General features: G+C 70.9%; 23 protein-coding genes. 15 read left to right on the forward strand and 8 right to left on the reverse strand.

The window, feature by feature from the left end; all coding sequences use genetic code 11:
* Positions 1 to 31 precede the first annotated feature (31 nt).
* From AB0O21_RS04680 to serA, 4 genes are all read left to right on the forward strand, one after another.
* Positions 32 to 1,918, forward strand: coding sequence for an acetolactate synthase large subunit (locus AB0O21_RS04680; RefSeq protein WP_365166148.1), 1,887 nt, complete (start codon positions 32 to 34; stop codon positions 1,916 to 1,918).
* Between the two features lie 31 nt (positions 1,919 to 1,949).
* On the forward strand, positions 1,950 to 2,474 hold the full coding sequence (gene ilvN, locus AB0O21_RS04685; RefSeq protein ID WP_329378942.1) for an acetolactate synthase small subunit: 525 nt from the start codon (positions 1,950 to 1,952) through the stop codon (positions 2,472 to 2,474).
* A 174-nt stretch (positions 2,475 to 2,648) separates the two neighbouring features.
* Positions 2,649 to 3,650, forward strand: coding sequence for a ketol-acid reductoisomerase (gene ilvC, locus AB0O21_RS04690; RefSeq protein WP_365166150.1), 1,002 nt, complete (start codon positions 2,649 to 2,651; stop codon positions 3,648 to 3,650).
* Between the two features lie 264 nt (positions 3,651 to 3,914).
* Complete coding sequence (serA, locus tag AB0O21_RS04695; protein WP_365166152.1) at positions 3,915 to 5,504, forward strand: phosphoglycerate dehydrogenase; 1,590 nt, start codon at positions 3,915 to 3,917, stop codon at positions 5,502 to 5,504.
* A 75-nt stretch (positions 5,505 to 5,579) separates the two neighbouring features.
* Here serA and AB0O21_RS04700 read toward each other — a convergent pair whose 3' ends face one another.
* Positions 5,580 to 7,136, reverse strand: a complete 1,557-nt coding sequence (locus tag AB0O21_RS04700; protein ID WP_365166155.1) for an MFS transporter — start codon at positions 7,134 to 7,136, stop codon at positions 5,580 to 5,582.
* Positions 7,137 to 7,238: 102 nt separating this feature from the next.
* Here AB0O21_RS04700 and AB0O21_RS04705 point away from each other — a divergent pair, with 102 nt between their 5' ends.
* Positions 7,239 to 7,820 (forward strand): TetR/AcrR family transcriptional regulator, encoded by a 582-nt coding sequence (locus tag AB0O21_RS04705; RefSeq protein ID WP_365166157.1) that lies wholly within the window; start codon positions 7,239 to 7,241, stop codon positions 7,818 to 7,820.
* Between the two features lie 71 nt (positions 7,821 to 7,891).
* Positions 7,892 to 8,800, forward strand: coding sequence for a hypothetical protein (locus tag AB0O21_RS04710; RefSeq protein ID WP_365166160.1), 909 nt, complete (start codon positions 7,892 to 7,894; stop codon positions 8,798 to 8,800).
* Positions 8,801 to 8,807: 7 nt separating this feature from the next.
* Here AB0O21_RS04710 and AB0O21_RS04715 read toward each other — a convergent pair whose 3' ends face one another.
* Entirely contained in the window at positions 8,808 to 9,779 is a 972-nt protein-coding gene (locus tag AB0O21_RS04715) for an NAD(P)-dependent alcohol dehydrogenase (RefSeq protein WP_365166162.1), read from the reverse strand.
* A 134-nt stretch (positions 9,780 to 9,913) separates the two neighbouring features.
* Positions 9,914 to 11,143: a helix-turn-helix domain-containing protein gene (locus AB0O21_RS04720; RefSeq protein WP_365166164.1), complete on the reverse strand. Its 1,230-nt coding sequence runs from the start codon at positions 11,141 to 11,143 to the stop codon at positions 9,914 to 9,916.
* 160 nt (positions 11,144 to 11,303) lie between these two features.
* Between AB0O21_RS04720 and AB0O21_RS04725 the strand changes: the two genes are divergently transcribed.
* Complete coding sequence (locus AB0O21_RS04725; protein ID WP_365166166.1) at positions 11,304 to 12,230, forward strand: proline dehydrogenase family protein; 927 nt, start codon at positions 11,304 to 11,306, stop codon at positions 12,228 to 12,230.
* Positions 12,231 to 12,260: 30 nt separating this feature from the next.
* Entirely contained in the window at positions 12,261 to 13,892 is a 1,632-nt protein-coding gene (gene pruA / locus AB0O21_RS04730; protein ID WP_365166168.1) for an L-glutamate gamma-semialdehyde dehydrogenase, read from the forward strand.
* A gap of 83 nt (positions 13,893 to 13,975) precedes the next feature.
* Here pruA and AB0O21_RS04735 read toward each other — a convergent pair whose 3' ends face one another.
* Positions 13,976 to 14,677, reverse strand: a complete 702-nt coding sequence (locus tag AB0O21_RS04735) for a nitroreductase family protein (RefSeq protein WP_365166171.1) — start codon at positions 14,675 to 14,677, stop codon at positions 13,976 to 13,978.
* 109 nt (positions 14,678 to 14,786) lie between these two features.
* Here AB0O21_RS04735 and AB0O21_RS04740 point away from each other — a divergent pair, with 109 nt between their 5' ends.
* On the forward strand, positions 14,787 to 15,332 hold the full coding sequence (locus tag AB0O21_RS04740) for an SMI1/KNR4 family protein (protein WP_365166174.1): 546 nt from the start codon (positions 14,787 to 14,789) through the stop codon (positions 15,330 to 15,332).
* Positions 15,332 to 15,868 (forward strand): GNAT family N-acetyltransferase, encoded by a 537-nt coding sequence (locus tag AB0O21_RS04745; protein ID WP_365166177.1) that lies wholly within the window; start codon positions 15,332 to 15,334, stop codon positions 15,866 to 15,868. The genes AB0O21_RS04740 and AB0O21_RS04745 overlap by 1 nt, the downstream gene beginning before the upstream one ends.
* A 10-nt stretch (positions 15,869 to 15,878) precedes the next feature.
* On the opposite strand, the gene AB0O21_RS04750 is transcribed toward AB0O21_RS04745, so the two are convergent.
* Both AB0O21_RS04750 and AB0O21_RS04755 read right to left on the reverse strand, forming a co-directional pair.
* Complete coding sequence (locus tag AB0O21_RS04750; protein ID WP_365166179.1) at positions 15,879 to 17,909, reverse strand: phosphocholine-specific phospholipase C; 2,031 nt, start codon at positions 17,907 to 17,909, stop codon at positions 15,879 to 15,881.
* Between the two features lie 119 nt (positions 17,910 to 18,028).
* Positions 18,029 to 19,051 (reverse strand): NADP-dependent oxidoreductase, encoded by a 1,023-nt coding sequence (locus AB0O21_RS04755; protein ID WP_365166182.1) that lies wholly within the window; start codon positions 19,049 to 19,051, stop codon positions 18,029 to 18,031.
* Positions 19,052 to 19,149: 98 nt separating this feature from the next.
* Between AB0O21_RS04755 and AB0O21_RS04760 the strand changes: the two genes are divergently transcribed.
* The 4 genes from AB0O21_RS04760 to AB0O21_RS04775 all read left to right on the forward strand — a co-directional run bounded on the left by AB0O21_RS04760 (position 19,150) and on the right by AB0O21_RS04775 (position 22,881).
* Entirely contained in the window at positions 19,150 to 20,031 is an 882-nt protein-coding gene (locus AB0O21_RS04760; RefSeq protein ID WP_365166184.1) for a LysR family transcriptional regulator, read from the forward strand.
* Between the two features lie 261 nt (positions 20,032 to 20,292).
* Positions 20,293 to 20,424, forward strand: a complete 132-nt coding sequence (locus AB0O21_RS04765) for a hypothetical protein (RefSeq protein ID WP_365166187.1) — start codon at positions 20,293 to 20,295, stop codon at positions 20,422 to 20,424.
* Between the two features lie 89 nt (positions 20,425 to 20,513).
* Complete coding sequence (locus AB0O21_RS04770; protein ID WP_365166189.1) at positions 20,514 to 21,569, forward strand: 3-isopropylmalate dehydrogenase; 1,056 nt, start codon at positions 20,514 to 20,516, stop codon at positions 21,567 to 21,569.
* Positions 21,570 to 21,795: 226 nt separating this feature from the next.
* Entirely contained in the window at positions 21,796 to 22,881 is a 1,086-nt protein-coding gene (locus AB0O21_RS04775) for a branched-chain amino acid aminotransferase (protein ID WP_365166192.1), read from the forward strand.
* A gap of 82 nt (positions 22,882 to 22,963) precedes the next feature.
* Here the strand turns inward: AB0O21_RS04775 and AB0O21_RS04780 are convergent, their stop codons facing one another.
* Entirely contained in the window at positions 22,964 to 23,116 is a 153-nt protein-coding gene (locus tag AB0O21_RS04780; RefSeq protein WP_365166195.1) for a hypothetical protein, read from the reverse strand.
* 141 nt (positions 23,117 to 23,257) lie between these two features.
* Here AB0O21_RS04780 and AB0O21_RS04785 point away from each other — a divergent pair, with 141 nt between their 5' ends.
* Positions 23,258 to 23,572: an antibiotic biosynthesis monooxygenase family protein gene (locus tag AB0O21_RS04785; RefSeq protein WP_365166198.1), complete on the forward strand. Its 315-nt coding sequence runs from the start codon at positions 23,258 to 23,260 to the stop codon at positions 23,570 to 23,572.
* Between the two features lie 65 nt (positions 23,573 to 23,637).
* On the opposite strand, the gene AB0O21_RS04790 is transcribed toward AB0O21_RS04785, so the two are convergent.
* The gene (locus AB0O21_RS04790) at positions 23,638 to 25,065 is read right to left on the reverse strand and encodes a cytosine permease (RefSeq protein ID WP_365166201.1); all 1,428 of its coding nucleotides are present in this window, start codon (positions 25,063 to 25,065) and stop codon (positions 23,638 to 23,640) included.
* Positions 25,066 to 25,199: the final 134 nt, after the last annotated feature.

Raw genomic sequence — 25,199 nt, forward strand, 5'->3', positions numbered from 1 at the left:
ATCCCGTAAAACCCTCAGCTTCGAGAAGAGAATGCCGATGACCGAGCAGGCCACCGGGGCCCACCATCCGCAGCCGCGGCCCCGTTCCGGCGGACAGCAGTCCGCCGCAGTTGAGCACGTCACGGGTGCGCAGTCCCTCATCCGCTCTCTCGAAGAGGTGGGGTGCGACACCGTTTTCGGGATCCCGGGCGGCTGCATCCTTCCGGCGTACGACCCGATGATGGACAGCAAGAAGGTCCGTCACATCCTGGTCCGCCACGAGCAGGGGGCCGGTCACGCGGCCACCGGGTACGCGCAGGCCACGGGCAAGGTCGGCGTCTGTATGGCCACCTCGGGCCCGGGTGCGACGAACCTGGTGACGCCGATCGCGGACGCGCACATGGACTCCGTGCCGCTCGTCGCGATCACGGGTCAGGTCTCCTCGAAGGCGATCGGTACGGACGCCTTCCAGGAGGCGGACATCGTCGGCATCACCATGCCGATCACCAAGCACAACTTCCTGGTCACCAAGGCCGAGGACATCGCGAAGACCATCGCGGAGGCGTTCCACATCGCCGCGACCGGTCGTCCCGGCCCGGTCCTGGTCGACATCGCCAAGGACGCGCTCCAGGCGAAGACCACCTTCTCCTGGCCGCCCAGCCAGGACCTGCCCGGTTACCGCCCGGTCACCAAGCCGCACGCCAAGCAGATCCGCGAGGCGGCCAAGATGATCGCCGCCGCCAAGCGGCCGGTCCTCTACGTCGGCGGCGGCATCATGAAGGCCGGCGCCACCGCCGAGCTGAAGGTCCTCGCCGAGCTCACCGGCCTCCCGGTCGTCACCACCCTGATGGCCCTGGGCTCGATCCCGGACAGCCACCCGCAGAACCTCGGCATGCCGGGCATGCACGGTGCCGTCACCGCCGTCACCGCGCTGCAGAAGTCGGACCTGCTGATCGCCCTCGGCACCCGCTTCGACGACCGCGTCACCGGCAAGCTGGACAGCTTCGCCCCGTTCGCGAAGGTCATCCACGCGGACATCGACCCGGCCGAGATCGGCAAGAACCGCGAGGTCGACGTCCCGATCGTGGGTGACGCCCGCGAGGTCATCGCCGACCTGATCCAGGCCGTCCAGGCCGAGATCACCGAGGGCAACACCGGCGACTACGCCGCCTGGTGGAACGACCTCAACCGCTGGCGCGAGACCTACCCGCTGGGTTACGACCTGCCCGAGGACGGCACCCTGTCGCCGCAGCAGGTCATCGAGCGGATCGGCCAGCTGGCGCCCAAGGGCACCATCTACGCGGCCGGCGTCGGCCAGCACCAGATGTGGGCCTCGCACTTCGTCCAGTACGAAGAGCCCCGTACCTGGCTGAACTCCGGCGGTGCCGGAACCATGGGGTACGCGGTGCCCGCCGCGATGGGTGCCAAGGTCGGCATGCCCGAGCGGACGGTGTGGGCGATCGACGGCGACGGCTGCTTCCAGATGACCAATCAGGAACTGGCCACCTGCGCGCTGAACAACATCCCGATCAAGGTCGCGATCATCAACAACGGTGCGCTGGGCATGGTCCGCCAGTGGCAGACCCTGTTCTACAACCAGCGGTACTCCAGCACCGTGCTGCACGCGGGTGAGACCGGCTTCGACGCGGTGGGCTCCCAGCTCGGCGAGTCCGTCGCCCCCCGCATGGGTACCCGCGTCCCGGACTTCGTCAAGCTGTCCGAGTCCATGGGCTGTGTGGCGCTGCGCTGCGAGGACCCGGCCGATCTGGACAAGGTCATCGCCGAGGCCAATGCGATCAACGACCGTCCGGTCGTGATCGACTTCATCGTCCACGAGGACGCCATGGTGTGGCCGATGGTCGCCGCCGGCACCTCCAACGACGAGGTCATGGCCGCCCGGGGCGTCCGCCCCGACTTCGGCGACAACGAAGACGACTGAGCCCAGAGAGCCGAGAGAGAGAACGCCTCACATGTCCAAGCACACGCTCTCCGTTCTGGTCGAGAACACGCCCGGCATTCTTGCCCGGATCGCCGCGCTGTTCTCCCGCCGCGGGTTCAACATCGACTCCCTCGCGGTCGGTGTCACCGAGCACCCCGACATCTCCCGCATCACCATCGTCGTGAACGTGGAAGACCTCCCGCTGGAGCAGGTGACCAAGCAGCTCAACAAGCTGGTCAACGTGCTCAAGATCGTCGAGCTGGAGTCGCACAACGCCATCGAGCGCGAACTCGTTCTGGTGAAGGTCCGCGCCGACAACGAGACCCGCTCGCAGATCATCGAGATCGTCCAGCTGTTCCGCGCCAAGACGGTCGACGTCTCTCCGGAGGCCGTCACCATCGAGGCCACCGGCGGTGCCGACAAGCTCGGTGCGATGCTCAAGATGCTGGAGCCCTTCGGCATCAAGGAGCTCGTCCAGTCCGGCACGATCGCCATAGGGCGTGGCGGCCGGTCCATCACGGACCGCAGCCTGCGGGCCCTCGACCGCAGCGCCTGACGCATCGGTCACACGTCCGGGGGGCGTCCGGCGGAAACGCCGGACGCACCTGGGACGCAACGGACACGCAAGAAGCGTCAGACACGCTCACGCTCGCATAGCGAGACCGAAAACTCAGATTCCGTTCCCCGCCGTACGGTGGGTGCAACACCAGCGCACCAAGGAGATATCCCAGTGGCCGAGCTGTTCTACGAGAACGACGCCGACCTGTCCATCATCCAGGGCCGCAAGGTCGCGGTCATCGGTTACGGCAGCCAGGGCCACGCCCACGCGCTGTCGCTCCGTGACTCCGGCGTCGACGTCGTCGTCGGTCTGAAGGAGGGCTCGAAGTCCAAGGCCAAGGCCGAGGAGCAGGGTCTGAAGGTCGTCCCCGTGGCCGAGGCCGCCGAGTGGGCGAACGTCATCATGATCCTGACGCCGGACCCGCTGCAGGCCGAGATCTACGAGGAGTCCATCAAGGACCACCTCAAGGAGGGCGACGCGCTCTTCTTCGGCCACGGCTTCAACGTCCGCTACGGCTTCATCAAGCCCCCGGCCAACGTGGACGTCGCCCTGGTCGCCCCGAAGGGCCCGGGCCACCTGGTCCGCCGCCAGTACGAGGAAGGCCGCGGCGTCCCGTGCATCGCCGCCGTCGAGCAGGACTTCTCCGGCTCCGCCTTCGCGCTCGCGCTGTCGTACGCGGCCGGTATCGGCGGCACCCGCGCCGGCGTCATCAAGACCACCTTCACCGAGGAGACCGAGACCGACCTGTTCGGTGAGCAGGCCGTCCTCTGCGGTGGCGCCTCCGCGCTGGTCAAGGCCGGTTTCGAGACCCTGACCGAGGCCGGCTACCAGCCGGAGATCGCGTACTTCGAGTGCCTGCACGAGCTGAAGCTCATCGTGGACCTCATGTACGAGGGCGGCCTGGAGAAGATGCGCTGGTCGGTCTCCGAGACCGCCGAGTGGGGCGACTACATCACCGGCCCGCGCGTCATCACCGACGCCACCAAGGCCGAGATGAAGAAGGTCCTCGCGGAGATCCAGTCCGGCGAGTTCGCCAACACCTGGATGGCCGAGTACAAGGCCGGTCTGCCGAAGTACAACGAGTACAAGAAGGCCGACGAGGCGCACCTGCTGGAGACCACCGGCAAGAAGCTGCGCAAGCTCATGAGCTGGGTCGACAGCGACGAGAGCTGATCTCGCACTCGGCGGGGCCGGGACACTGCGTCCCGGCCCCGCCGCGCGTCACCGGACCGGCCCGGGACGCCCCGGGTTGTCCAACGCGGCCAACCACGGACGGGTGATCCTTCCGTACAGGCGGAAATCCGGTCCGTCAGCGCCACTACACTGCTCAACACATACGCGTCAGGCCCACAGTGTCGTGCGTCTTCCACGCGGCTACCCCCTCCACCGCCTGCGGCCGTCGGGACGGCCGTCCGCACTGGACTTGTGAGGACCCACGTGAGCTCGAAACCTGTCGTACTCATCGCCGAAGAGCTGTCGCCCGCCACCGTCGAGGCGCTCGGCCCGGACTTCGAGATCCGGCACTGCAACGGCGCGGACCGCGCCGAGCTGCTGCCCGCGATCGCCGACGTCGACGCGATCCTCGTGCGCTCCGCGACCAAGGTCGACGCCGAGGCCATCGCCGCGGCGAAGAAGCTGAAGGTCGTCGCCCGCGCCGGCGTCGGTCTGGACAACGTGGACGTCTCCGCGGCCACCAAGGCCGGCGTGATGGTCGTCAACGCCCCGACCTCGAACATCGTGACCGCCGCCGAGCTCGCCTGCGGTCTGCTCGTCGCCACCGCCCGCAACATCCCGCAGGCCAACACCGCCCTGAAGAACGGCGAGTGGAAGCGGAACAAGTACACGGGCGTCGAGCTGAGCGAGAAGACCCTCGGTGTCGTCGGCCTCGGCCGCATCGGCGTCCTGGTCGCCCAGCGCATGTCGGCCTTCGGCATGAAGATCGTCGCGTACGACCCCTACGTGCAGCCCGCGCGCGCCGCCCAGATGGGCGTCAAGATGCTGACGCTGGACGAGCTCCTCGAGGTCGCCGACTTCATCACCGTGCACCTGCCCAAGACTCCCGAGACCCTCGGTCTCATCGGGGACGAGGCGCTGCACAAGGTGAAGCCCTCCGTCCGCATCGTCAACGCCGCGCGCGGCGGGATCGTGGACGAGGCCGCCCTGTACTCGGCCATCAAGGAGGGCCGCGTCGCCGGCGCCGGCCTCGACGTGTACGCGAAGGAGCCCTGCACGGACTCCCCGCTGTTCGAGCTCGACCAGGTCGTCTGCACCCCGCACCTCGGCGCGTCCACGGACGAGGCCCAGGAGAAGGCCGGTGTCTCGGTCGCCAAGTCGGTGCGCCTCGCGCTCGCCGGCGAGCTCGTGCCGGACGCGGTCAACGTCCAGGGCGGCGTCATCGCCGAGGACGTGCGTCCGGGCCTGCCGCTCGCCGAGAAGCTCGGCCGCATCTTCACCGCCCTCGCGGGCGAGGTCGCGGTCCGCCTCGACGTCGAGGTCTGCGGCGAGATCACCCAGCACGACGTCAAGGTGCTCGAACTCTCCGCGCTCAAGGGCGTCTTCGAGGACGTCGTCGACGAGACGGTCTCCTACGTCAACGCCCCGCTGTTCGCGCAGGAGCGCGGAGTCGAGGTCCGGCTGACCACCAGCTCGGAGTCCCCGGACCACCGCAACGTGGTGACCGTGCGCGGCACCCTGTCGGACGGCCAGGAGGTGTCGGTCTCCGGCACCCTCGCGGGCCCGAAGCACCTTCAGAAGATCGTGGGCATCGGCGAGTACGACGTGGACCTCGCGCTCGCCGACTACATGGTCGTGCTGCGCTACACCGACCGCCCGGGCGTGGTCGGCAAGGTCGGGCAGCTGCTCGGCGAGGCCGGCCTGAACATCGCGGGCATGCAGGTCGCCCGCGCCGAGGAGCACGGTGAGGCCCTCGCGGTCCTCACGGTCGACGCCGAGGTCCCGAGCGACGTCCTCGCGGACATCGCCACCGAGATCGGCGCGGTCTCCGCGCGCACCGTCAGCCTCGGCTGACCGGCAGGAAGTACGGGGAAGGGCCCGGGGGAGATCCCCCGGGCCCTTTCGCGTCGTACGGCTCCCGTGTGCGCGTCAGTTGTACGCCGGCTCGTTCGCCGGGGCCGAGGGAACTCCGGCCGGCTCCGCCGCGGCCGGGGCAGGGGTTCCGATTCCCCGCATCAGGGCCGCGGCGAGCAGCGCCGCCCCGAGCAGCAGCGCCGTGCCGCCCCAGGCCGCGTACTGCATTCCGTGGACGAAGGCCTCCCGGGCCAGGGCCAGCACCTGGGCGCCGGCCTCCCCGCCGAGCTGGTGGGCGACGGCCACGGCTCCGCCGAGGGTCTCCCGTACGGCCGGGTCGGCGTCGGCGAGGTCGCTGCGGTAGACCGCGGTGCCCAGCGAGCCCAGGACCGCCATGCCGAGGGCGCCGCCGAACTCCTGGCCGGTCTCCAGCACCGAGGCGGCGGAACCGGCCTTCTCGGCGGGGGCCGAGGCGAGCGCCATGTCGGAGACCAGGGACATCACGGTGACGATGCCGGAGGCGAGCACTCCGGCGCCGGTCAGCAGCAGCCACAGCGAGTCGGTGCCCACCAGGGCCATCAGGGCGAATCCGGCGGCGGCGAGGACGAACCCGCCGGCGATGACGTAGGCCCGGTCCACCTTCTGGGCCAGGGCGGCGGAGGCCGGGGCGGCGGCACCGATGACGACCGAGGGCGCGAGGCTCCACAGCGCGGCTTCCAGGGTGCCCATGCCGAGCACGGACTGCAGGTACTGGGTGGTGAAGTAGGCAGAGCCCAGCATGACGAAGGCAGCGATCGTGTTGAGGCCGACGCCGGCCCCGAAACCGCGGCCCTGGAACAGCGACCGGCTGACCATCGCGTCCTCACGGGTGCGCTGGCGGCGGAGGAAGACGTATCCGAAGGCCAGGCCGACGAGCAGGCAGGCCAGGTAGAGCGGTGTGACGCCCTCGGCGGCGATCTCCTTGAGCCCGTAGACGACCGGAAGCACGGCGGCCATGGACAGGGGGACGGACAGCAGGTCGAAGCGGCCGGGGGCGGGGTCCTTGAACTCCGGGACCAGCACGGGGGCCAGGACCAGCAGGAGCAGCATCGCGGGCACGTTGATCAGGAAGACGGAGCCCCAGTAGAAGTGGTTCAGCATCACGCCGCTGAGCACCGAGCCGAGGGCGATGCCGCCGGTCATGGCCCCGGACCAGAGGGCGATGGCCTTGCCGCGCTGCTTGTCGTCCTGGAAGAGGTTGCGGATGAGCGCCAGCGTGGAGGGCATCAGGGTCGCGCCGCCGATGCCGAGCAGCACGCGGGCCGCGATCAGCATCTCGGCGCTGGTGGCGTAGCCGGCGCCGATGGAGGCGAGGCCGAAGGCGGCCGCTCCGATCAGCAGCAGCTTGCGGCGGCCGATCCGGTCGCCGAGCGAGCCCATCGTGATCAGCAGGCCGGAGAGGGCGAAGGCGTAGCTGTCGAAGATCCAGAGCTGCTGGGTGGCGCTCGGGTCCAGCTGCTCGGTGATGGCGGGGATGGCGAAGTAGAGGACGGAGGCGTCCATCGAGACCAGGAGCAGAGGCAGCAGGAGGACCGTGAACGCGGTCCATTCGCGGCGGCCGGCGAGACGCGCGGTGGCGCTGGGGTTCGTCATGAGAAGCAATGTACAGACGTCATAAACGTTTGTCTATGACGGCCGTATGGATCGGTTGTCTTGAACTTCCGTCTGTGACGTCCGTCTTGCTACGGTGGCGGCATGGGACATCGCGAAGATCTGCTCGAAGGTGCCAAGAAATGCCTGGTCGAGAAGGGTTTCGTGCGCACGACGGCGCGTGACGTCGTGAAGGCCTCGGGCGCGAACCTGGCCTCCATCGGCTACCACTACGGCTCCAAGGACGCGCTGCTCGCCGAAGCGTTCGTCGCCCTGATGCAAGAGCTGGGCGCGGGCTTCCAGGAGGGCGTGACGGGAGAGGGCGGCTCGCTGGAACGCTTCCGCGCGGTCTGGGAAGGCTTCCTCGCCCAGCGCGAGCAGGCCGGCCCGGTATGGGCGGCCAGCCTGGAGATCGCGCTCTCCCGCGACCGGCTCCCGGACCTGTACGCGATGATCGCGGCCTCCCAGGGCGAGGGGCGCCGCGGCCTGATCGCGATGCTCACGGGAACCCCGGAAGAGGAGATCAGCGAGCGGGACGAGCGGACGCTCGGGTCCTTCTACCAGGCGCTGCTGAACGGCCTGATGATCCAGTGGCTGTTCGACCCGAAGTCGGCCGCCAGCGCCGAGGAGTTCACCGAGGGCATGCGGATGGCCGCCACCGCGGCGCTGGCTCGCCCGGCGGAGTAAGCGGAGGCGGAACCACCGCGGGGCGGCACCCGTCCCATCCCCGAATCGGTCCGAGGCGAGGGGGAATTGCGATGGCGGCGAGGATTGCGCGAGCCGGGGTGGCGCTGGGCGCCCTGGTGGTGGCGGTGCTGGCAGGCGGATGCGGCACGACCGCGCGCGTGGAGCCGCCGGGGCGGAGCGAGCGGACCGCCCCGGCCGACACCCGGCCGCGCATGCAGCAGGTGGCCGCGGCCTGGGAGGGCTCGGCGGCCCTCAAACAGTGGCGGGAGGGCTTCCACCCGCTGGGCGCGCTGGACTGGGCGCCGCCGGGCGGATTCCGCTCCGAGGACAAGCTCGCCGCCGTGAACGGGCACTTCGAGCTGCGCGCCGACCTGCCCGCCGATCCGCCGGCGGCCGCCCCCATCCGCTGGGCCGGCGGAGGCGAGCTCACCCTGCCGCTGCTGAGCGCGCGGGAGGCGTACGGGCAGTTCGCCCAGCCGAAGGCCCCGGCGGGCAGCGAACGCCCCGTGCCGGTCACGGCCGTCCGCTTGGGCGAGACGACCGTACGGACCAGCCGGGGCCAGGCCCAGGTGCCCGCCTGGCTGTTCACCATCGAGGGCTACGACACCCCGCTGGCGCAGATCGCGATCCGGCCGCAGGAGCTGCCGAAGCCGCCGATCGAACCGCTGGGCCTCTCGGGCGGCGGCACGGCCCGGATCTCCGGCCACTCGGCCGGGTCCCCGGACACCGCCTCCTTCGAGGTGACGGCGGGCCACGGAAGCTGCGACGGCGGTGTGGCCGTCGACGTGCTGGAAGGCACGGACACCGTGGTCCTCGCCGGGCGGATCCTGCCCGGCAAGGAGCCGGCCCCTGGGCAGGGCTGCGACCTGGCCATGCGCATGCAGAACGTCACCGTCACCCTGACCCGGCCGGTGGGCGACCGGATCCTCATCGACTCCGAGAGCGGTGCACCGATCGAGCAGGAGGCCCGGCGAGGCTGATGCACCCTCAGCAGGTGATGACCACTTTGGCGCTCGCGTGCTCCACTTCGAGGTAGCGGATGGCCTCGGCAGCTTCGCTCAGCGGGTAGGTCCGGTCGACGGCCGGGGTGACCTTCCCGCCCTCGACGAGCTCGCGCAGCGCCGCCAGGTTGTCCGTGCTCGGCTTCGCCGTCAGGACGCGGACCCGCCGGCCGAACAGCGACATGGCCGATCCGCGGATGATGAGGCCCATCGGGCCGAACAGGCTGCCCCCATCGGACACGCCGCCGCCGGACAGCACGAGCACGCCCGTCGGCGTCAGCGCGCGCCGGCACTCGGCCAGCGTGCGGTTCCCCACGAGGTCGAGGAGGAGGTCGTACCGCTGGCCCGTCCGGGTGAAGTCCTCCCGGGTGTAGTCGACGACGTGGTCCGCTCCCAGCGAGCGGACCAGGTCCACGTTCCGGGTACTGCACACGCCGGTCACCTCCGCGCCCAGCGCCTTGGCGATCTGCACGGCGAACGTGCCCACGCCGCCCGAGGCGCCGTTGACCAGGACGTGCTGCCCCGGCCGCACCTTCCCCAGATCGCGCAGGCCCATCAGGGCGGTGTTCCCGGCCAGCGGTATGGCCGCGGCCTGCTCGAACGTCAGGCCGGCCGGCTTGCGGCCCACGACGTCCTGCGCGGCGCACACGTACTCGGCGAACGCCCCGTCGGCCTCCCCGTACACCTCGTCCCCGGGGCGGAGCCCGGTCACGCCCCGGCCCACCGCCTCCACCGTGCCCGCGAAGTCGCGGCCCCGGATCGGCACCTTCGGCCGGCGCAGCCCGAGGACCGGGCGGGCGACGTACGGGTCACCGCGCATGAGATGCCAGTCGGCCGCGTTGACCGCGGCGGCGCGGACCTTGACGAGTACCTCGTGGTCGCCGGGCTGTGGCCGGTCGACCTCCCGGTACTCCAGGACGTCGGGCGGTCCGTACCGGTCCTGGACGATCGCCTTCATGGGGCCTCCATGGCACGAGGGCTGAGCGGTGCTCGCGACTGTAGGCGGCCGGACCGGGGCGGGTCATCGGGGACGACCCCTGACGCGGCCCGGACGTCAGCGGTGCCGCCGTACGTCTGGAGTCGTACACGGCATCAGCCGTGCAGGCGGGCCGCCTTGAGGGCCATGTGCAGCAACAGGCGGTCCTCGCCCTCGTCCAGGTCCAGCCCCGTCAGCTGCTCCACCCGCGAGAGCCGGTAGTACAGGGTCTGCCGGTGGATCCCCAGGGCGGCCGCCGCGCGCCCCGCCTGCCCGGCGCAGTCCAGGAACACCTCGGCCGTACGGGCCAGTTCGCGGTGGGCCGGGTCCAACAGGGGGCGGGCCGCCGGGTCGTTCACCGGGTCGGCGGCAAGTGCGGCCAGCAGCCGGTACGGGCCGATGGCCGACCAGCGCGCGACCGGACCGAGCCTGGGCTGCGCCGAGGCAGCCCGGGCCGCTGCGACGGCCTGCTCCCAGGCGGCGGGCAGCCCGGCGAGGCCCCGCGCGGGTTCGGCGACGCCGGCGGCCATCGGGCGGGCCCCGGCCGGTGCAGCGGACCCGGCCGGTCCGGCCGGGCGCGGGAGCAGCCGGGCCACCGCCGCCAGGGCCGGTTCCAGGGCGTCGGGCGAGCGCAGCCGCAGCAGCACGGCGAGGTCGCCCGAGCCGCCGCCGGGGCTACTGTTCGATTCCCCGTCGTTCCCGCCCCCCGCCCCGCGCGGGACCACGCACACGGCCGCCGCGCCCGGAACGGAGGCCGGAGGCTCCCCGGGCCACGGGGCCACGCACACCGCGGCGTGCAGCCCGTCGCCGCCCGGGCCCAGGGCGAGCCTCAGCGCGGCCACCGCCATGTCCTGCTGCCAGCCCCGCCCGGCCGTGAGCACCGCGAGGAACTCCCGCGAGAGGTCGGCCCCGGCCTTCGCCTCCTCGGCGAGCAGGACCCCGATCCGCTCGGCCACCTCCATCGCCGCGTCCAGCGCCGCCGGCCCGGGGCCGGTGCCGGGGGCGGTGCCGGGCTCCGGGTCGAGGAGCCACACGTAACCCTGCACGATGCCCCGGTACCGCACCGGAAGGCACAGCCGCCCGCGGAACACCCCCGCGTCGGGGGCCGCCGGGATCCGGACGGGCCCGGTGGCGCGGGCGATGCCGAAGCCCTCGAACCAGGAGCGGACGGCCGCCGTCGACTGCCGCGTCAGGATCGACCGGGTCCGGACCGGGTCCATCGCCGCGTCGTCCTCGCTGTCGTGCGCGCCGAAGGCGATGAGGCGGAAGTCCCGGTTCTCCAGCGTCGCCGGGGCGCCGAGCAGCGCCGAGATCTCGTCCACCAGGTCCTGGTAATCGCCCTTCACCCGGACATTCTCCCACCCGCGCACCGACTCTTCAGACAGATGTATGAGATCCGGGACACGGATGCGTGACAGCTGTCGATGGCAGAGCATCGAAGCGATCCTTAGGTTTCACGGAGGTTTTACTTGAGCTTTTCTTCTGCCACCCGCTGGAGGTGCCCCCGTGCTGGGTCCCGTGATCCTCGCCGCTTCGCGCAGCGACAAGATGCGCCGAATCGTCTCTGCCGCCCCGGTGACCAAGCCCGTGGTGAACCGGTTCATCCCCGGTGAGACGGTCGACCAGGTGATCCCGATCGTCGAGGACCTCACGCAGAAGGGCCTGGAGGTCACCCTCGACGTCGTCGGCGAGGACATCACCGAGGTGGCCCAGTCGCACGCCGCCCGCGACGCCTACCTCCAGCTCATCGAGCGCCTCGCGGAGCTCGGCCTCGGCGAGACCGTCGAGATGTCCGTGAAGCTGTCCATGTTCGGCCAGGCACTGGAGGGCGGCCACGAGCTCGCCCTCGCCAACGTCCGCCCCGTCGTCGAGGCCGCCGCCGCCATCGGCACCACCGTGACCCTCGACGCCGAGGACCACACCACCCTCGACTCGATGTTCGCCATCCACGAGGAACTGCGCCGGGACTTCCCGCAGACCGGCTGCGTGATCCAGGCGTACCTCTTCCGCACCGAGGCCGACGCCCGCCGCCTGGCCGCCGCCGGCAGCCGCGTCCGGATCGTGAAGGGCGCCTACAAGGAGCCCGCCGAGGTCGCCTACCAGGACAAGGCCGAGATCGACAAGGCATACGTCCGCATCATGAAGATCCTGATGGAGGGCGAGGGCTACCCGATGATCGGGTCGCACGACCCGCGCCTGATCGCCATCGCACAGGAGCTCGCCCGGGCGGCAGGGCGCAAGCTGGACGAGTACGAGTTCCAGATGCTCTACGGCATCCGCAGCGAGGAGCACCTGCGGCTCGCCGCCGAAGGCCACCGGATGCGCGTCTACACCGCGTACGGGACGGACTGGTACGGCTACTTCATGCGCCGCCTCGCGGAGAAGCCGGCCAACCTCCTCTTCTTCGTCCGCTCGATGATCACCAAGAACTAGCCCACCCCAGGTCAAGGAGTTAACTGAGCCATGGATGCTGTGACCCAGGTCCCCGCTCCGGTCAACGAGCCGGTCCACTCGTACGCCCCCGGCACCCCGGAGCGCGCACGTCTCGAAACGCAGCTCAAGCAGCTGTCCGAGAACCCGATCGACCTCCCGATGACGATCAACGGCGTCAAGCGGATGGGCGGCGGCGAGCGCTTCGACGTGGTCCAGCCCCACGACCACAAGTCGGTCATCGGCACCTACGCCAATGCCACCCAGGCCGACGCGCAGGAGGCCGTCGACGCCGCCCTCGCCGCCGCCCCGGCCTGGCGCGCGATGTCCTTCGACGACCGCGCCGCGATCATCCTCCGCGCCGCCGAGCTGCTGTCCGGCCCGTGGCGCGAGAAGCTCGCCGCCTCGACCATGCTGGGCCAGTCCAAGACCGCCCAGCAGGCCGAGATCGACACCCCCTGCGAGCTCGTCGACTTCTGGCGCTTCAACGTCCACTTCGCCCGCCAGATCCTGGCCGAGCAGCCGGTCGCGAACTCCGCCGGCGTGTGGAACCGCAGCGACCACCGCCCGCTCGAAGGCTTCGTCTACGCGATCACGCCGTTCAACTTCACGGCCATCGCCGGCAACCTGCCGACCGCCCCCGCCCTCATGGGCAACGTGGTCCTGTGGAAGCCCTCCCCGACGCAGACCCACTCCGCGGTCCTCCTCATGGAGCTGCTGGAGGAGGCCGGCCTGCCCAAGGGCGTCATCAACCTGGTGACCGGAGACGGCATCGCCGTATCCGAGGTGGCCCTGAACCACCCCGAGCTGGCCGGCATCCACTTCACCGGCTCGACCAAGACCTTCCAGTACCTGTGGAAGACGGTCGGCAACAACATCGAGAAGTACAAGTCCTACCCGCGCCTGGTCGGCGAGACCGGCGGCAAGGACTTCGTCGTCGCGCACCCGTCCGCGGACCGCGCCGTCCTGAAGACCGCCCTGACCCGCGGCTCCTTCGAGTTCCAGGGCCAGAAGTGCTCGGCGTCCTCGCGCGCCTACGTCCCGGCCTCCATCTGGAACGACGGCTTCAAGGAGGCCTTCGCGGCCGAGGTCGACGGCATCGCCATGGGTGACGTCCGCGACCTGACCAACTTCATCGGCGCCGTCATCGACGAGCGCTCCTTCGCGAAGAACAAGGCCGCCATCGACCGCGCGAAGGCCGACCCGACCTGCGAGATCATCGCGGGCGGCACGTACGACGACTCGGAGGGCTACTTCGTCCGCCCGACCGTCATCGCCTGCACCGACCCGGAGAACGAGGTCTTCACGACCGAGTACTTCGGCCCGATCCTCGCCGTGCACGTCTACGAGGACGCCGACTTCGACGCGATGCTGGCCCAGATGGAGTCCGTCTCGGCCTACGCCCTGACCGGCTCGATCATCGCCGCCGACCGCTACGCGGCCGCGGACGCGATGGAGAAGCTCCGCTTCGCGGCGGGCAACTTCTACATCAACGACAAGTCCACGGGCGCCGTGGTCGGCCAGCAGCCCTTCGGCGGCGGCCGCGCCTCGGGCACGAACGACAAGGCCGGCGCGGCGACCAACCTCCAGCGCTGGACGTCGACCCGCTCCATCAAGGAGACCCTGGTGGCCCCGACCGAGTACGGCTACCCCCACATGGGCTGACCTCCCGCCCGGCTGAACCCCGCCCCCGTTCCGGTACCCCCAAGTCCGGAGCGGGGGCGGTTTCCATTCCCGGAGAGAGCCGGTCAGACCTCCACGATGACCTGGTCCAGGGACTTGCGGACCAGGTCCGGGACCTCGCAGTCGTCCGCCGGGTAGCCCACCGGGATCACCGCGAAGGCCTTCTCGTTCTCGGGGCGGCGCAGGACGTGGGAGAGGAAGCGCATCGGGCTCGGCGTGTGGACCAGGGCCGCCAGGCCGGACAGGTGCAGGGCGGAGAGGAGCATGCCGACCGCGATGCCGACCGACTCGTCGACGTAGTAGTGCTTGCGCTTCGCGCCGTCCGGGCCGAGCCAGTAGCGCTGCTGGAAGACCACGATGAGCGCCGGGGCGTCGGTGAGGTGGGTCTTCACTGCGTCCGTGCCGAGGGGGCGCAGGGCGGCGAGCCACTCGTCGCCGAGTCGGCCGTCGTAGGAGAGCTCCTCCTCCTGCTCGGCGGCGGCCCGGATCTGCTCCCGCACGGCGGGATCCTTGACCAGCACGAACGTCCACGGCTGCTGGTGCGCCCCGGAGGGCGCGGTCGCGGCGCACGCGATGGCGTCGCGGACCACCTGCTCGGGCACGGGGTCGGGGGAGAAGTGGCGCACGGTGCGGCGCTCGTCCATCCGGGCGCGCAACTCGGCTGCTCGGGCGAGTGATTCGGCGGTCGGCATCCGCGCGGGGCGGTAGGCGGCGGGGCGGTACGGCTGGCCGTGGATCGGGGTCCAGGCTTCGGTATCGGGCGACATGGGGCGAGTCTGCCGAGCCAATGGTCCAGACCGCCAGAGCCGCGTCGGCCGATTCCGGCAGCCCCGAATCACCTCGCGTCCGCAATGCGCGCCTTGCTACGGTCCGTGGATGAGCGACTGGGACGCGGACGCCGTGCGGGCACGGTTGCGGCAGAGGGCGGCGCGCGGCCCCAGGAGCAGGGACGACGGATGGCACGGGTACGAGCTGTCCCCGCCGCTCCCGGAGGCCCGGATCCGTGCCTTCGAGGACGAACACGGGATCCGGCTGCCGGCCTCGTACCGGGCCTTCGTGGCGACCGTCGGCGACGGCCCGGCCGGTCCCGGGTACGGGCTGATGCCGTTGCTCACCCCGCGCCCCGCCGACGACTGGGCGGTGGACGACGAGTGGGAGCAGGACCGGCAGCCGGGACGGTTGGCCGCGCCCTGCCCGATGGACAAACCGCGGCCCTTTGACGCGAACCGGCGGTTCGACGAGCGCGAGGGGGTGACCCGGGGCACGCTCGTCCTCGCCGACCACGGCTGCGGCACGTACTCCCGGCTCGTCGTCACCGGCCCCCGGGCCGGCCAGGTCTGGCACGTGGACCAGGACTTCGGGAGCTGCGTGCCCGAGAGCCCGGACTTCCGCACCTGGTACACCGACTGGCTGGAGCAGTGATGGACACGCGGACCGCGCACACTTCGGAGCTGGCCGCCGGTGAGCTGCGTGAGGTGCGGGACCTGCTCGACGCGGCGTTCGACGGGGACTTCGCCGACGAGGACTTCGAGCACGCGCTCGGCGGGATGCACGTGCTGGTCCGTGAGGACGGCCGGCTCGTCGCGCACGGGAGCGTGGTGCAGCGGCGGGTCCTGCACCGGGCGCGGGCGCTGCGGACCGGGTACGTCGAGGCGGTGGCCGTACGGGCCGACCATCGGCGCCGGGGGTACGGGAACACCGTCATGGCCGCGCTGGAGGCGGTGATCGGTCGGGCCTACGTGCTCGGGGCGCTCTCGGCGTCCGAGGACGGGGCCGGGCTGTACCTCAGCCGCGGCTGGGCCGTGTGGCCGGGCCGGATTGGGACGCTCTCCCCGGACGGGCCGGTGCGGCTCCCGGACGAGGAGGGGTCCACCTACGTGTGGACGCCGCCCGGCGGGGTCCGGTTGGATCCGGCCGGGCGGCTCGACTTCGACTGGCGCGACGGGGACGTGCTGTAGCCGTCGGGGGCTACGAGCCCGAGACGCTGGCGGCGCCCGTCTCGATGTGGCCCGTGTAGCGGCGCGACCAGGTGCCGTCCGAGTCCGCGAGGACCGTGAAGTCGTACCAGCCGTTGCTGTACGCCACCGCGTTGAAGTAGTCCTCGCGCGAGGAGTTCGCCGGGACGGTGTAGGTCCATGGGCCGTCGGTGCGGTAGGCGTTGGAGCGGATCGTGAAGGTGACCGGGGCCGCCGATGCGTTCGTCATCTTGAAGTAGACCGCCGTCTTGCCCGTGCCCGGCTCGACGGCGAAGCGGGCCGCGACCTCCAGGGACTTGCCCGGCTTCGTCGCGTCGCCGAGGAAGCGGCGCAGGAAGCGGTTCGGGCCGTACATGGAGATGTCGTACTTGCCGGAGCCGTGGCCGAGCCCGATGTTGAAGTAGTCGGAGGCGGCGGCGCCCGGGTCCACCGTGTACTGCCAGGCGGCCGTGTCCCGGTACTGGTGCGGGTGGATCGAGAAGTGCGCCGCCCGCTTCGCCTCGGTGCCCTGGTTGGTCATCGAGAACCAGGCCAGGATCTTGCCGGACGCGCCGAATTCCAGCCGGTCCATGTTGCCGTTCACCTGGTAGGGGAGGGAACGGGCGGGACGCGTGCCGGCCTCCTGCGCCGGGAGGGCGTTGTCCTGGGGCGCCGGGTTGGGCAGCGGGCCGCAGGTCGACTGGCCGATGACCTTGGCCGTGGAGGGGAGGCCGGCCGGCACGCCGTAGACCGGGTGCGCGAAGTCGAAGACGCCCGTCAGGTCGCCGACGACCTTGCGGCGCCACGCGCTGATGTTCGGGCAGGTGGCGGGGGTGCCCAGGGCGGCCGTCCAGGTCTCCATGAAGCGCAGCACGGACGTGTGGTCGAAGACCTCGGAGCTGACCCAGCCGCCGCGCGTCCACGGGGACATCACCAGCATGGGGACGCGGAAGCCGAGCCCGATCGGGGTGCCGTCGATGTACTCGCCCGGGGTGCCCGGCGGGGCGACGGGCGGGGCCACGTGGTCGAAGAAGCCGTCGTTCTCGTCGTAGTTGAGGAAGAGGACGGTGGAGTCGAAGACCTCCGGGTTCGCGGCGAGCGCCCGGTAGACCAGGTCCACGAAGTGCGCGCCGTCGCCGGGCGGGGCGTAGGGGTGCTCGGAGAAGGCCTCGTTCGCCACGACCCAGGAGACCTGCGGGAGGGTCCCGGCGACGACGTCGGCGCGGATGGCGGCGGCGATGTCGTCCGGGGTGGAACCGGTGGCCTTCGGGACCGAGCCCATGCCCCGGTCCCACAGCGGGTCGCCGGGCTTGGCGTCGGTGAACTTCTTGAAGTAGGCGAGCCCGTTGTCCCCGTAGTTGTCCTGGGCGTTCTGGTAGACCTTCCAGGTCATCCCGGCCCGCTGCAGGGCCTCCGCGTACGTCTCCCAGGTGAGCCCGGACTCCTCGCCGCCGTCCTTGCTGCCCGCGTCGATCTTGCCGCTCCACAGGAACGTGCGGTTCGGGCCGGTCGCGCTGAGCGTGGAGCAGAAGTAGGCGTCGCAGATGGTGTAGTTGTCGGCGAGCCCGTAGTGGAAGGGGATGTCCCCGCGGTCGAGGTAGCCGAGGGTGTGGGTCTTGCCGACGGCGGTGACCCAGTTGTCCATCCGGCCCTTGTTCCAGGCGCCGTGCTGCGAGCCCCAGCTGTGCGGGAGGTCGCCGGTGCACTGGGCCAGGGTCTCGCTGTCGGCCCCGCCGGCCGGCGGGGTGGCGGACAGCTTCCACGGGTACTGCCGGCCGCCCCAGTTGTACTGGTTGAACGTGCCCCAGCCGCCCGGGATGTTGCCGGCGGCGCGGTCGCCGAAGCCGCGGACACCCTTCAGCCTGCCGAAGTAGTGGTCGAAGCTGCGGTTCTCCTGCATGAGGATCACCACGTGCTTCACGTCGGTGATGGTGCCGGTCGCGGCGGCAGCGGCCGCCGTCGTCGGCAGGAGCGGGGGCAGGGCCGCCCCCGCCACCAGTCCCGCGCCGATTCCCACGAAACCTCTGCGGCTGATCGGTGTCACTGAGTCCTCGCCTCCAACTCCAGTGCCCGGTTGGCACATTGACGCACAGAGTGGCGGCAGCCGCTGCAAAGGTCTACATCCGTGCGGTAAGAACTCGGTGAACATCCGGGTGGCTGGATTCAGTCGTTGATCCGCACGAGCATCTTGCCCAGATTGTCCCCTCGGAACAGGCCCAGGAAGGCGTCCACCGTGTGGTCGAACCCCTGGACAACCGTGGTGTCGGTGCCGATCCGGCCGCTGCGCAGATGCGGGACGAGGAAGTCCTCCAGCTCGTCCTGGAGATTGGTGTGATGGCGAACCAATACCCCTTCCAGCCGCAGTGACTTGTGTACGACTTCGAAGAGGTTCCGGGGCGCGGCGGGGGACCGGTCGCCGTTGTAGGTGGACAGGGCGCCGACCCAGGCGATCCGCCCGAACTCGCGCAGCACGTCGATCGCGCCCTCCAGGTGCTCGCCGCCCACGTTGTCCACGTACACGTCGATACCGCCCCCACTGACAGCCGCGGCCTGCGCGAGCTGCTCGCCGACCGGGCCGTCGTGGTAGTCGAAGGCCGCGTCGAACCCGAGGGTCCCGGTCAGGTGGCGGACCTTCGCCGCCGAGCCGGCGCTGCCGATGATCCGGCGGGCGCCGAGCAGCCGGGCGATGCGGCCGGTGGCCGTGCCGACCCCGCCGGCCGCGGCCGAGACGAAGAGGTCCTCGCCCTCGCGCAGGGCCGCGGTCCGGGTCAGGGCGGCGTACGCGGTGAGCCCCGTGCCGCCGAGGATGGAGAGGTACGCCTCCAGGGGGACCCCCTCGTGCCCGCGCAGCCTGCGCGTGCCGTCCACGCCGAGGGTGACGAGGGCGTGCGTGCGCCAGCCCGCGCGGTGGAAGACCAGGTCGCCCTCCGCCAGGCCGGGGTCGCGGGAGGCGACGACCCGGCCCACGGAGCGGCCTTCCAGCGGGGTGCCGAGCGCGAATCCGCCGTCGCCGCCGTCCATCATTCCGCGGTGGTAAGGGTCCACGGAGAGCAGCAGGTTCTGCACGAGGGCGGTCCCGGGCCCCGGCTCGGGTACGGCGGTGCGGACGTACGTGAAGTCGGAAGCCTCGGGGAAGCCGGTGGGGCGGGCGATCTGGTGGACGGCGTAAGCGGTGTTCGTGGTCATGGCCCTGACGCTAGGAGGGAATCACCGGGCCGGGCAGGGGGTTCGCCTCATGGAAGCCGCACGTCCATGAACGACGCTCATAGAACGAGGTGAAGGCCATGGCAGCCGCCGAACTGGGGCCGCAGGAACTGCGGGTCCTGGTCGCCGTCGCCGAGACGGGCGGCTTCTCCGCCGCGGCCGGCGCGCTCGGCCTCACCCAGTCGGCCGTCTCGCATTCGGTGCGCGGCAGCGAGGGCAAGCTCGGCACGGTCCTCTTCGAGCGCGGCCGGGCCGGGGCCAGCCCCACCCCGGCCGGGGAGCGGGCCGTCGGCCACGCCCGCCGGATCCTGCGGCTGTACGAGGTGATGGGCGCGGAGGCGCGTGCCGCGGGCCGGGGCGCGGACCCGGCGGAGGGGGTGCTCCGCATCGCCGCCTTCCGCAGCGCGGCCCTGCACCTGCTGCCGCCCGCCCTGGAGCGGCTCGCCGCCCGGCACCCCGGCATCCGTCCCGAGGTCCGGGTGGTCCGGGAGATCGGCCCCGGCACGGCGGGGGAGGTGGCCGCGGGCCGCGCGGACCTCGGCATCGCCACCCTGGGCGGCGCTCAGGACCTGCCGCCCGGCCTGCTGAGCGGGGTGCTCGTGGAGGAGGCGTACGCCCTGGTGCACCCGGCCGGACATCCGGACCCGAAGGCGCTGCCGCTGATGGACTGGGACGAGAACTGCGGCTCCTACACCCGCTCCTGGTGGCTGGCGCAGGACTGGATCCCGCGGGCCACCGTCAAGGCCGAGGACGACGCGATGGTGCTGACCATGGTCGGCCGCGGGCTCGGGATGGCGATCATGCCCGAGCTGTCCCTCCGGGAGGCGACCGGGGCGGTCGACATCACCGGTCTGGGTCCCCGGGGGCCGGTGAGGCGCGTGGGGTACGTCACCACGCCGGAATCTGCTTCCACCTCCGCCGTAAGGGCTCTGATCAGGGAACTTCGCTCCGCGAACGGCTGAAAACGGAGCCCCCTGAGCGGCTTTCCGGGCGGTTCCGCGTCTCAGATAGTAGGAAGTCCGAGTAATTGCGGAGACAGACAGCGGGACCTGCCCTAGCTTTGTAGAAGCCGAACGTGTCGCCGATCAGGCGAATGGCGGTAGAGAGCGCGCGCCCCCGGCAGGCAACCCCTGCGGCGCACCGCTCCCCGCCTCTTCCGGCGCCTTGAAGGAACCCCTCATCCGTGGCCCCGCCACGCCGTGATCTCAAGGAGTCGCATCCCCATGAACACCGTCACCACCGCAGCCCGCCGCGTCCGCCGCTCCTCCCCGGCCGACGTCGACCGCAAGAACGCCGCCGCCGCCCTCCAGCGGGCTCTCGACCGCCGTGACAACGGCGGATCGACCGGCCACTGACCAACCCGCTCATCGGACATATTGCGATCCAGCGTCCAGATGGTGGACGCGATATGTCTGAGGGCTGGGACAGGGAGTACGGTTTCGCCATGTCGACCAGCATCAATCTCGCAGTGATCCCCGGTGATGGCATCGGCCAGGAAGTCGTGGCTCAGGGCCTCAAGGTCCTTACCGCGGTCCTGCCCCAGGATGTGAAGCTGGAGACCAAGGAATACGACCTCGGCGCCCAGCGCTGGCACCGCACCGGTGAGACCCTCCCGGACGCGGAGCTCGAAGCCCTCAAGCACCACGACGCGATCCTGCTGGGCGCCATCGGCGACCCGTCGGTCCCGTCCGGCGTGCTGGAGCGCGGCCTGCTGCTGAAGCTCCGCTTCGCCTTCGACCACTTCATCAACCTGCGCCCGTCGAAGCTCTTCCCGACTGCGCTCAATCCCTCTGGGGCCACCCCGCTGGCCGGCGATCACGACATCGACTTCATCGTGGTCCGCGAGGGCACCGAGGGCCCCTACACCGGCAACGGCGGCAGCCTGCGCACCGGCACCCCCGCCGAGGTGGCCACCGAGGTCAGCATCAACACCGCGTACGGCGTCGAGCGCGTCGTCCGCGACGCGTACGAGCGGGCCAACGCCCGCCCCCGCAAGAAGCTGACCCTGGTCCACAAGAACAACGTCCTCGTGTACGCGGGCACCATGTGGAAGAACATCTTCGACAAGGTCGGCCAGGAGTACCCCGAGGTCACCACCGACTACCTGCACGTCGACGCCGCGACGATCTTCTTCGTCACGCAGCCCGAGCGCTTCGACGTCATCGTGACGGACAACCTCTTCGGTGACATCCTCACCGACCTGGCCGCCGCCGTGACCGGCGGAATCGGCCTCGCCGCCTCCGGGAACATCAACCCGACCGGCGCGTTCCCGTCCATGTTCGAGCCCGTCCACGGCTCGGCCCCGGACATCGCGGGCACCGGCAAGGCCGACCCGACCGCGACGATCCTCTCCGTGGCCCTCCTGCTGCGCCACCTGGGCTACGAGGCCCAGGCCGTCCGCATCGAGGACGCGGTCTCCGCCGACCTCGCGGAGCGCGACGGCACCTTCCGCTCCACCGACGAGATCGGCGACGCCCTCGCCGCGCGCGTAGCCGGCTGACCCGGCCGCACCACTCCAGGAAGCCGTCGGGTCACATAGGGGACCCGGCGGCTTTTCCTGCGCGGCCCCGGGTGCCACCATCTCCCCTGGGCCGCTACCCCCGCTTCTCCGAAGTCCTCGTGCGCGCGATAATCGAACGCGAGGCCGCGGAATGCGGGGAAGCTCGGACGTCCTAGTACGCCGTGAGCGCGGTCCGCCATACACAACCGGTGAAGGACAAGCACTCATGACGACGCCCACGATCGAGCTCAAGCCCTCCTCGAACCCGCTGTCCGACGCGGAGCGCGAGGCGATCCTGGCCAGCCCCGGCTTCGGCCGCCACTTCACCGACCACATGGTGACGATCAAGTGGACCGAGGGCCGCGGCTGGCACGACGCCGAGCTGGTCCCGTACGCCCCGCTGTCGATCGACCCGGCGAACATGACCCTGCACTACGCGCAGACGATCTTCGAGGGCCTCAAGGCGTACAAGCAGCCCGACGGCACCGTCGCCACCTTCCGCCCGCAGGCCAACGCCGAGCGCTTCCAGTCCTCCGCGCGCCGCATGGCCATGCCGGAGCTGCCGACCGAGCTGTTCATCCAGGCCTGCGACGCCCTGATCCAGCAGGACCGCGCCTGGGTTCCGGACTCCGGCGAGGCCTCGCTGTACCTGCGGCCCTTCATGTTCGCCTCCGAGGTCGGCCTCGGCGTCCGCCCGGCCAACGAGTTCCTGTTCATCGTCATCGCCTCGCCCGCCGGCGCGTACTTCCCGGGCGGCGTGAAGCCCGTCTCCGTCTGGCTCTCCGAGGAGTACGTCCGCGCCGTCAAGGGCGGCACCGGCGCGGCCAAGACCGGCGGCAACTACGCGGCGTCCCTGGTCGCCCAGGCCCAGGCCGCCTCGCACGGCTGCGACCAGGTGGTCTGGCTCGACGCGGTCGAGCACCGCTGGATCGAGGAGATGGGCGGGATGAACCTGTACTTCGTGTACGGCGACCGCATCGTCACCCCCGAGCTCACCGGCTCGCTCCTCCCGGGCATCACCCGCGACTCCCTCCTCACCATCGCCCGCGACCTCGGCTACACCGCCGAGGAGGGCCGGATCACCACTGAGGACTGGGAGCGCGACAATGCGAACGGCAGCCTCACCGAGGTCTTCGCCTGCGGTACCGCCGCTGTGATCACCCCGGTCGGCTCGGTCAAGTCCGAGCGCGCCAACTGGACCCAGGGCGACGGCGAGCCCGGCCCGGTCACCATGCGCCTGCGCAAGGCCCTGCTGGAGCTCCAGACCGGCCACGCCGCCGACGCCCACGGCTGGATGCACCCGCTGGGCTAGCCCGTCCAGCCCCGAACGCACTGAAGGCCCCCGCGCGCTGCGCGGGGGCCTTCAGTCGTGACGGGCGGCGGGAGGGGCGTGGTCAGCGCTCCTCTTCGGCCTCTCCCTCGCGCTTCTTCTTCCGCTCCCGGTCGTTCCCTTCCGGGCCGAGGCCCACCAGGGTGTCGCCGAACGCGTAGGCCAGGCCCGCGAACCCCTTGACGATCTTGCCGGCCACGTATGCGAGTTCTTCCACGACGTCTCCCCGTGTTGTTCGTGGCGGCCCCGTTCTGTCGGCCGCCGCTGTACCTGTAGACGCCACCGGAGGCCCGACGGTTGAACACCGAGGTCGAACCGGGGAACCTGAAGGTGGGGGACCGTACCGAGGTGGTGTGCGATGTCCGAGGCGAGCAACTACTGGGCTTCAGGGAACTGGAAGGTCTCCGAGGGCAAGGAAGACGAGTTCGTCGACCGCTGGACGGCCTTCCTGACCTGGACCAAGGAAGCGAACGAGGGGTTCCTCTTCGCCCGCCTGATCCGAGACCTGGGCAATCCGGGCCACTACGTGTCCTTCGCCTCCTGGCGCGATGTCGACGCGATGAAGGCCTGGCAGGACAAGCCCGAGTTCGCCGAACACTTCGGCGGCTGCCGCGCCCTGTGCGAGGACATGCAGGGCGGCGGCTTCGCGCTGGCGCGGGCGGTGGACGCGTAGCGCTTCGTACGCGGGTAGGGCCCGCCTCCCGATGGGGAGGCGGGCCCTGCGCGCATGCGGGCGGCTCAGGCGGCCGCGGGCTCCGGCTCCGGCTGCTCGGTGACGACGGCGGCCGGGGCGGTGCGGGCGGTCAGGGCCGTGTAGACGAGGCCGCCGGCCAGGCCGGAGAGGACGAAGGAGCAGTCCACGCCGCCGGTGAGGGCGAGCAGCGGGCCCTCGTAGAACGGGGTGGTCACGGCGAGCAGGCCGACCCCGGCGCCGATCGCCCAGGAGGCGGTGGCGGCGATGTTCCAGCCGCCGCGGTACCAGTAGACGCCGCCCACCGAGCGGCGGTTGAAGACCTGGAGGGCGTCGGCGTCGTACTGGCCGCGGCAGCGCAGGTAGCCGATGAGGGTGATGACGGCCCACGGGGTGCCGATCGCGGTCAGCAGCAGGACGAACGAGGTCATCGCGGCCTGGACGTCCCACTCGAACGAGCCGATGAAGACGAAGGCGGTGGCGACGGCCGCGGCGACCAGGGTGGCCGTGGTCCGGGTGGCCTTGGGGACGATCGCGTCGAGGTCGAGGCCCATGGAGTAGAGCATCAGCCCGGCGTTGCCCACGGAGCCGGCCGCGGCGGCGGCGAGCAGCGGAACCAGGTACCAGAAGGGCGCGGCGTCCACGAGCGGGCCCGCGTAGTCGGCGCCGGCCTTGGCGGCGAGCGCGGTGTAGGTGCCGAACAGCTGCGGGATCAGCAGGCCGACGAGCAGGCCGAGACCGGTGGCCCAGTACACCTTGCGGGGGCTGTGCTTGCGGGGGGAGATGTAGCGGGTGTAGTCGCCGAGCAGGGTGATGAAGGCGACGGGACCGCTCAGCCCGGCCGCGACGGCCGCCAGCAGCCAGGTCGGCCAGAAGGAGCCGAGCAGGAGCTCGGTGTCCGGCGGGGCGGCGGTGGTGAAGTCGGGGGCGTAGGCGTAGATGCCGATGGCCAGCAGCACCACCATGCCGATGGACAGCACCTTGCTCATGCGCAGCAGCAGCCGGTAGCCGAAGACGGCCCCGACGACGGTACAGGCGGCGAGTACGCCGTACATCACGGCCCGCGAGACGCCGCTGTTCGGCAGCCCGGTCAGCCGGGACAGTACGCCGACCATCACGTCGCCGCCGATCCACAGGGTGAGCGCCGTGTACCCGAGCGAGAGCAGCAGGCCGACCACCGACCCGACGAGCCGGCCCCGGACGCCGAACTGCGCTCCGCTGGAGGTGGAGAGGTTGGTGGCGGTCCGCAGCGAGACGAGCGCGAGCGGCGCGGTGAAGGCGATCCCGACGAGGGTGCCGGTCACGATGGCGGTGACCGAAGGCCACAGACCCAGCCCGAAGGACGGGGGCAGCCAGCCGAAGACGATCACACCGAGGCAGAGGTTGGAGCCGAGGAGGATCGAGATCAGGTCACGGGGACCGCTCGTCCGCTCCTCTTCCGGGATCGTGTCGACTCCGCGCTGTTCGATGGGCATGGGGGGACTCCCTTGGCAGGGCGGGGGGTGGTTGCGCATTCGTTTGAGCGACATTCAATGTGACTTACTCCCTGGTCTCGGGTCAATGATTCCTTGCGAGGAAATGAAGAGTTAGAGTGATGCTCTAACCCATC

Source organism: Streptomyces sp. NPDC091371, assembly GCF_040684275.1.
Taxonomy (GTDB): Bacteria; Actinomycetota; Actinomycetes; order Streptomycetales; family Streptomycetaceae; genus Streptomyces.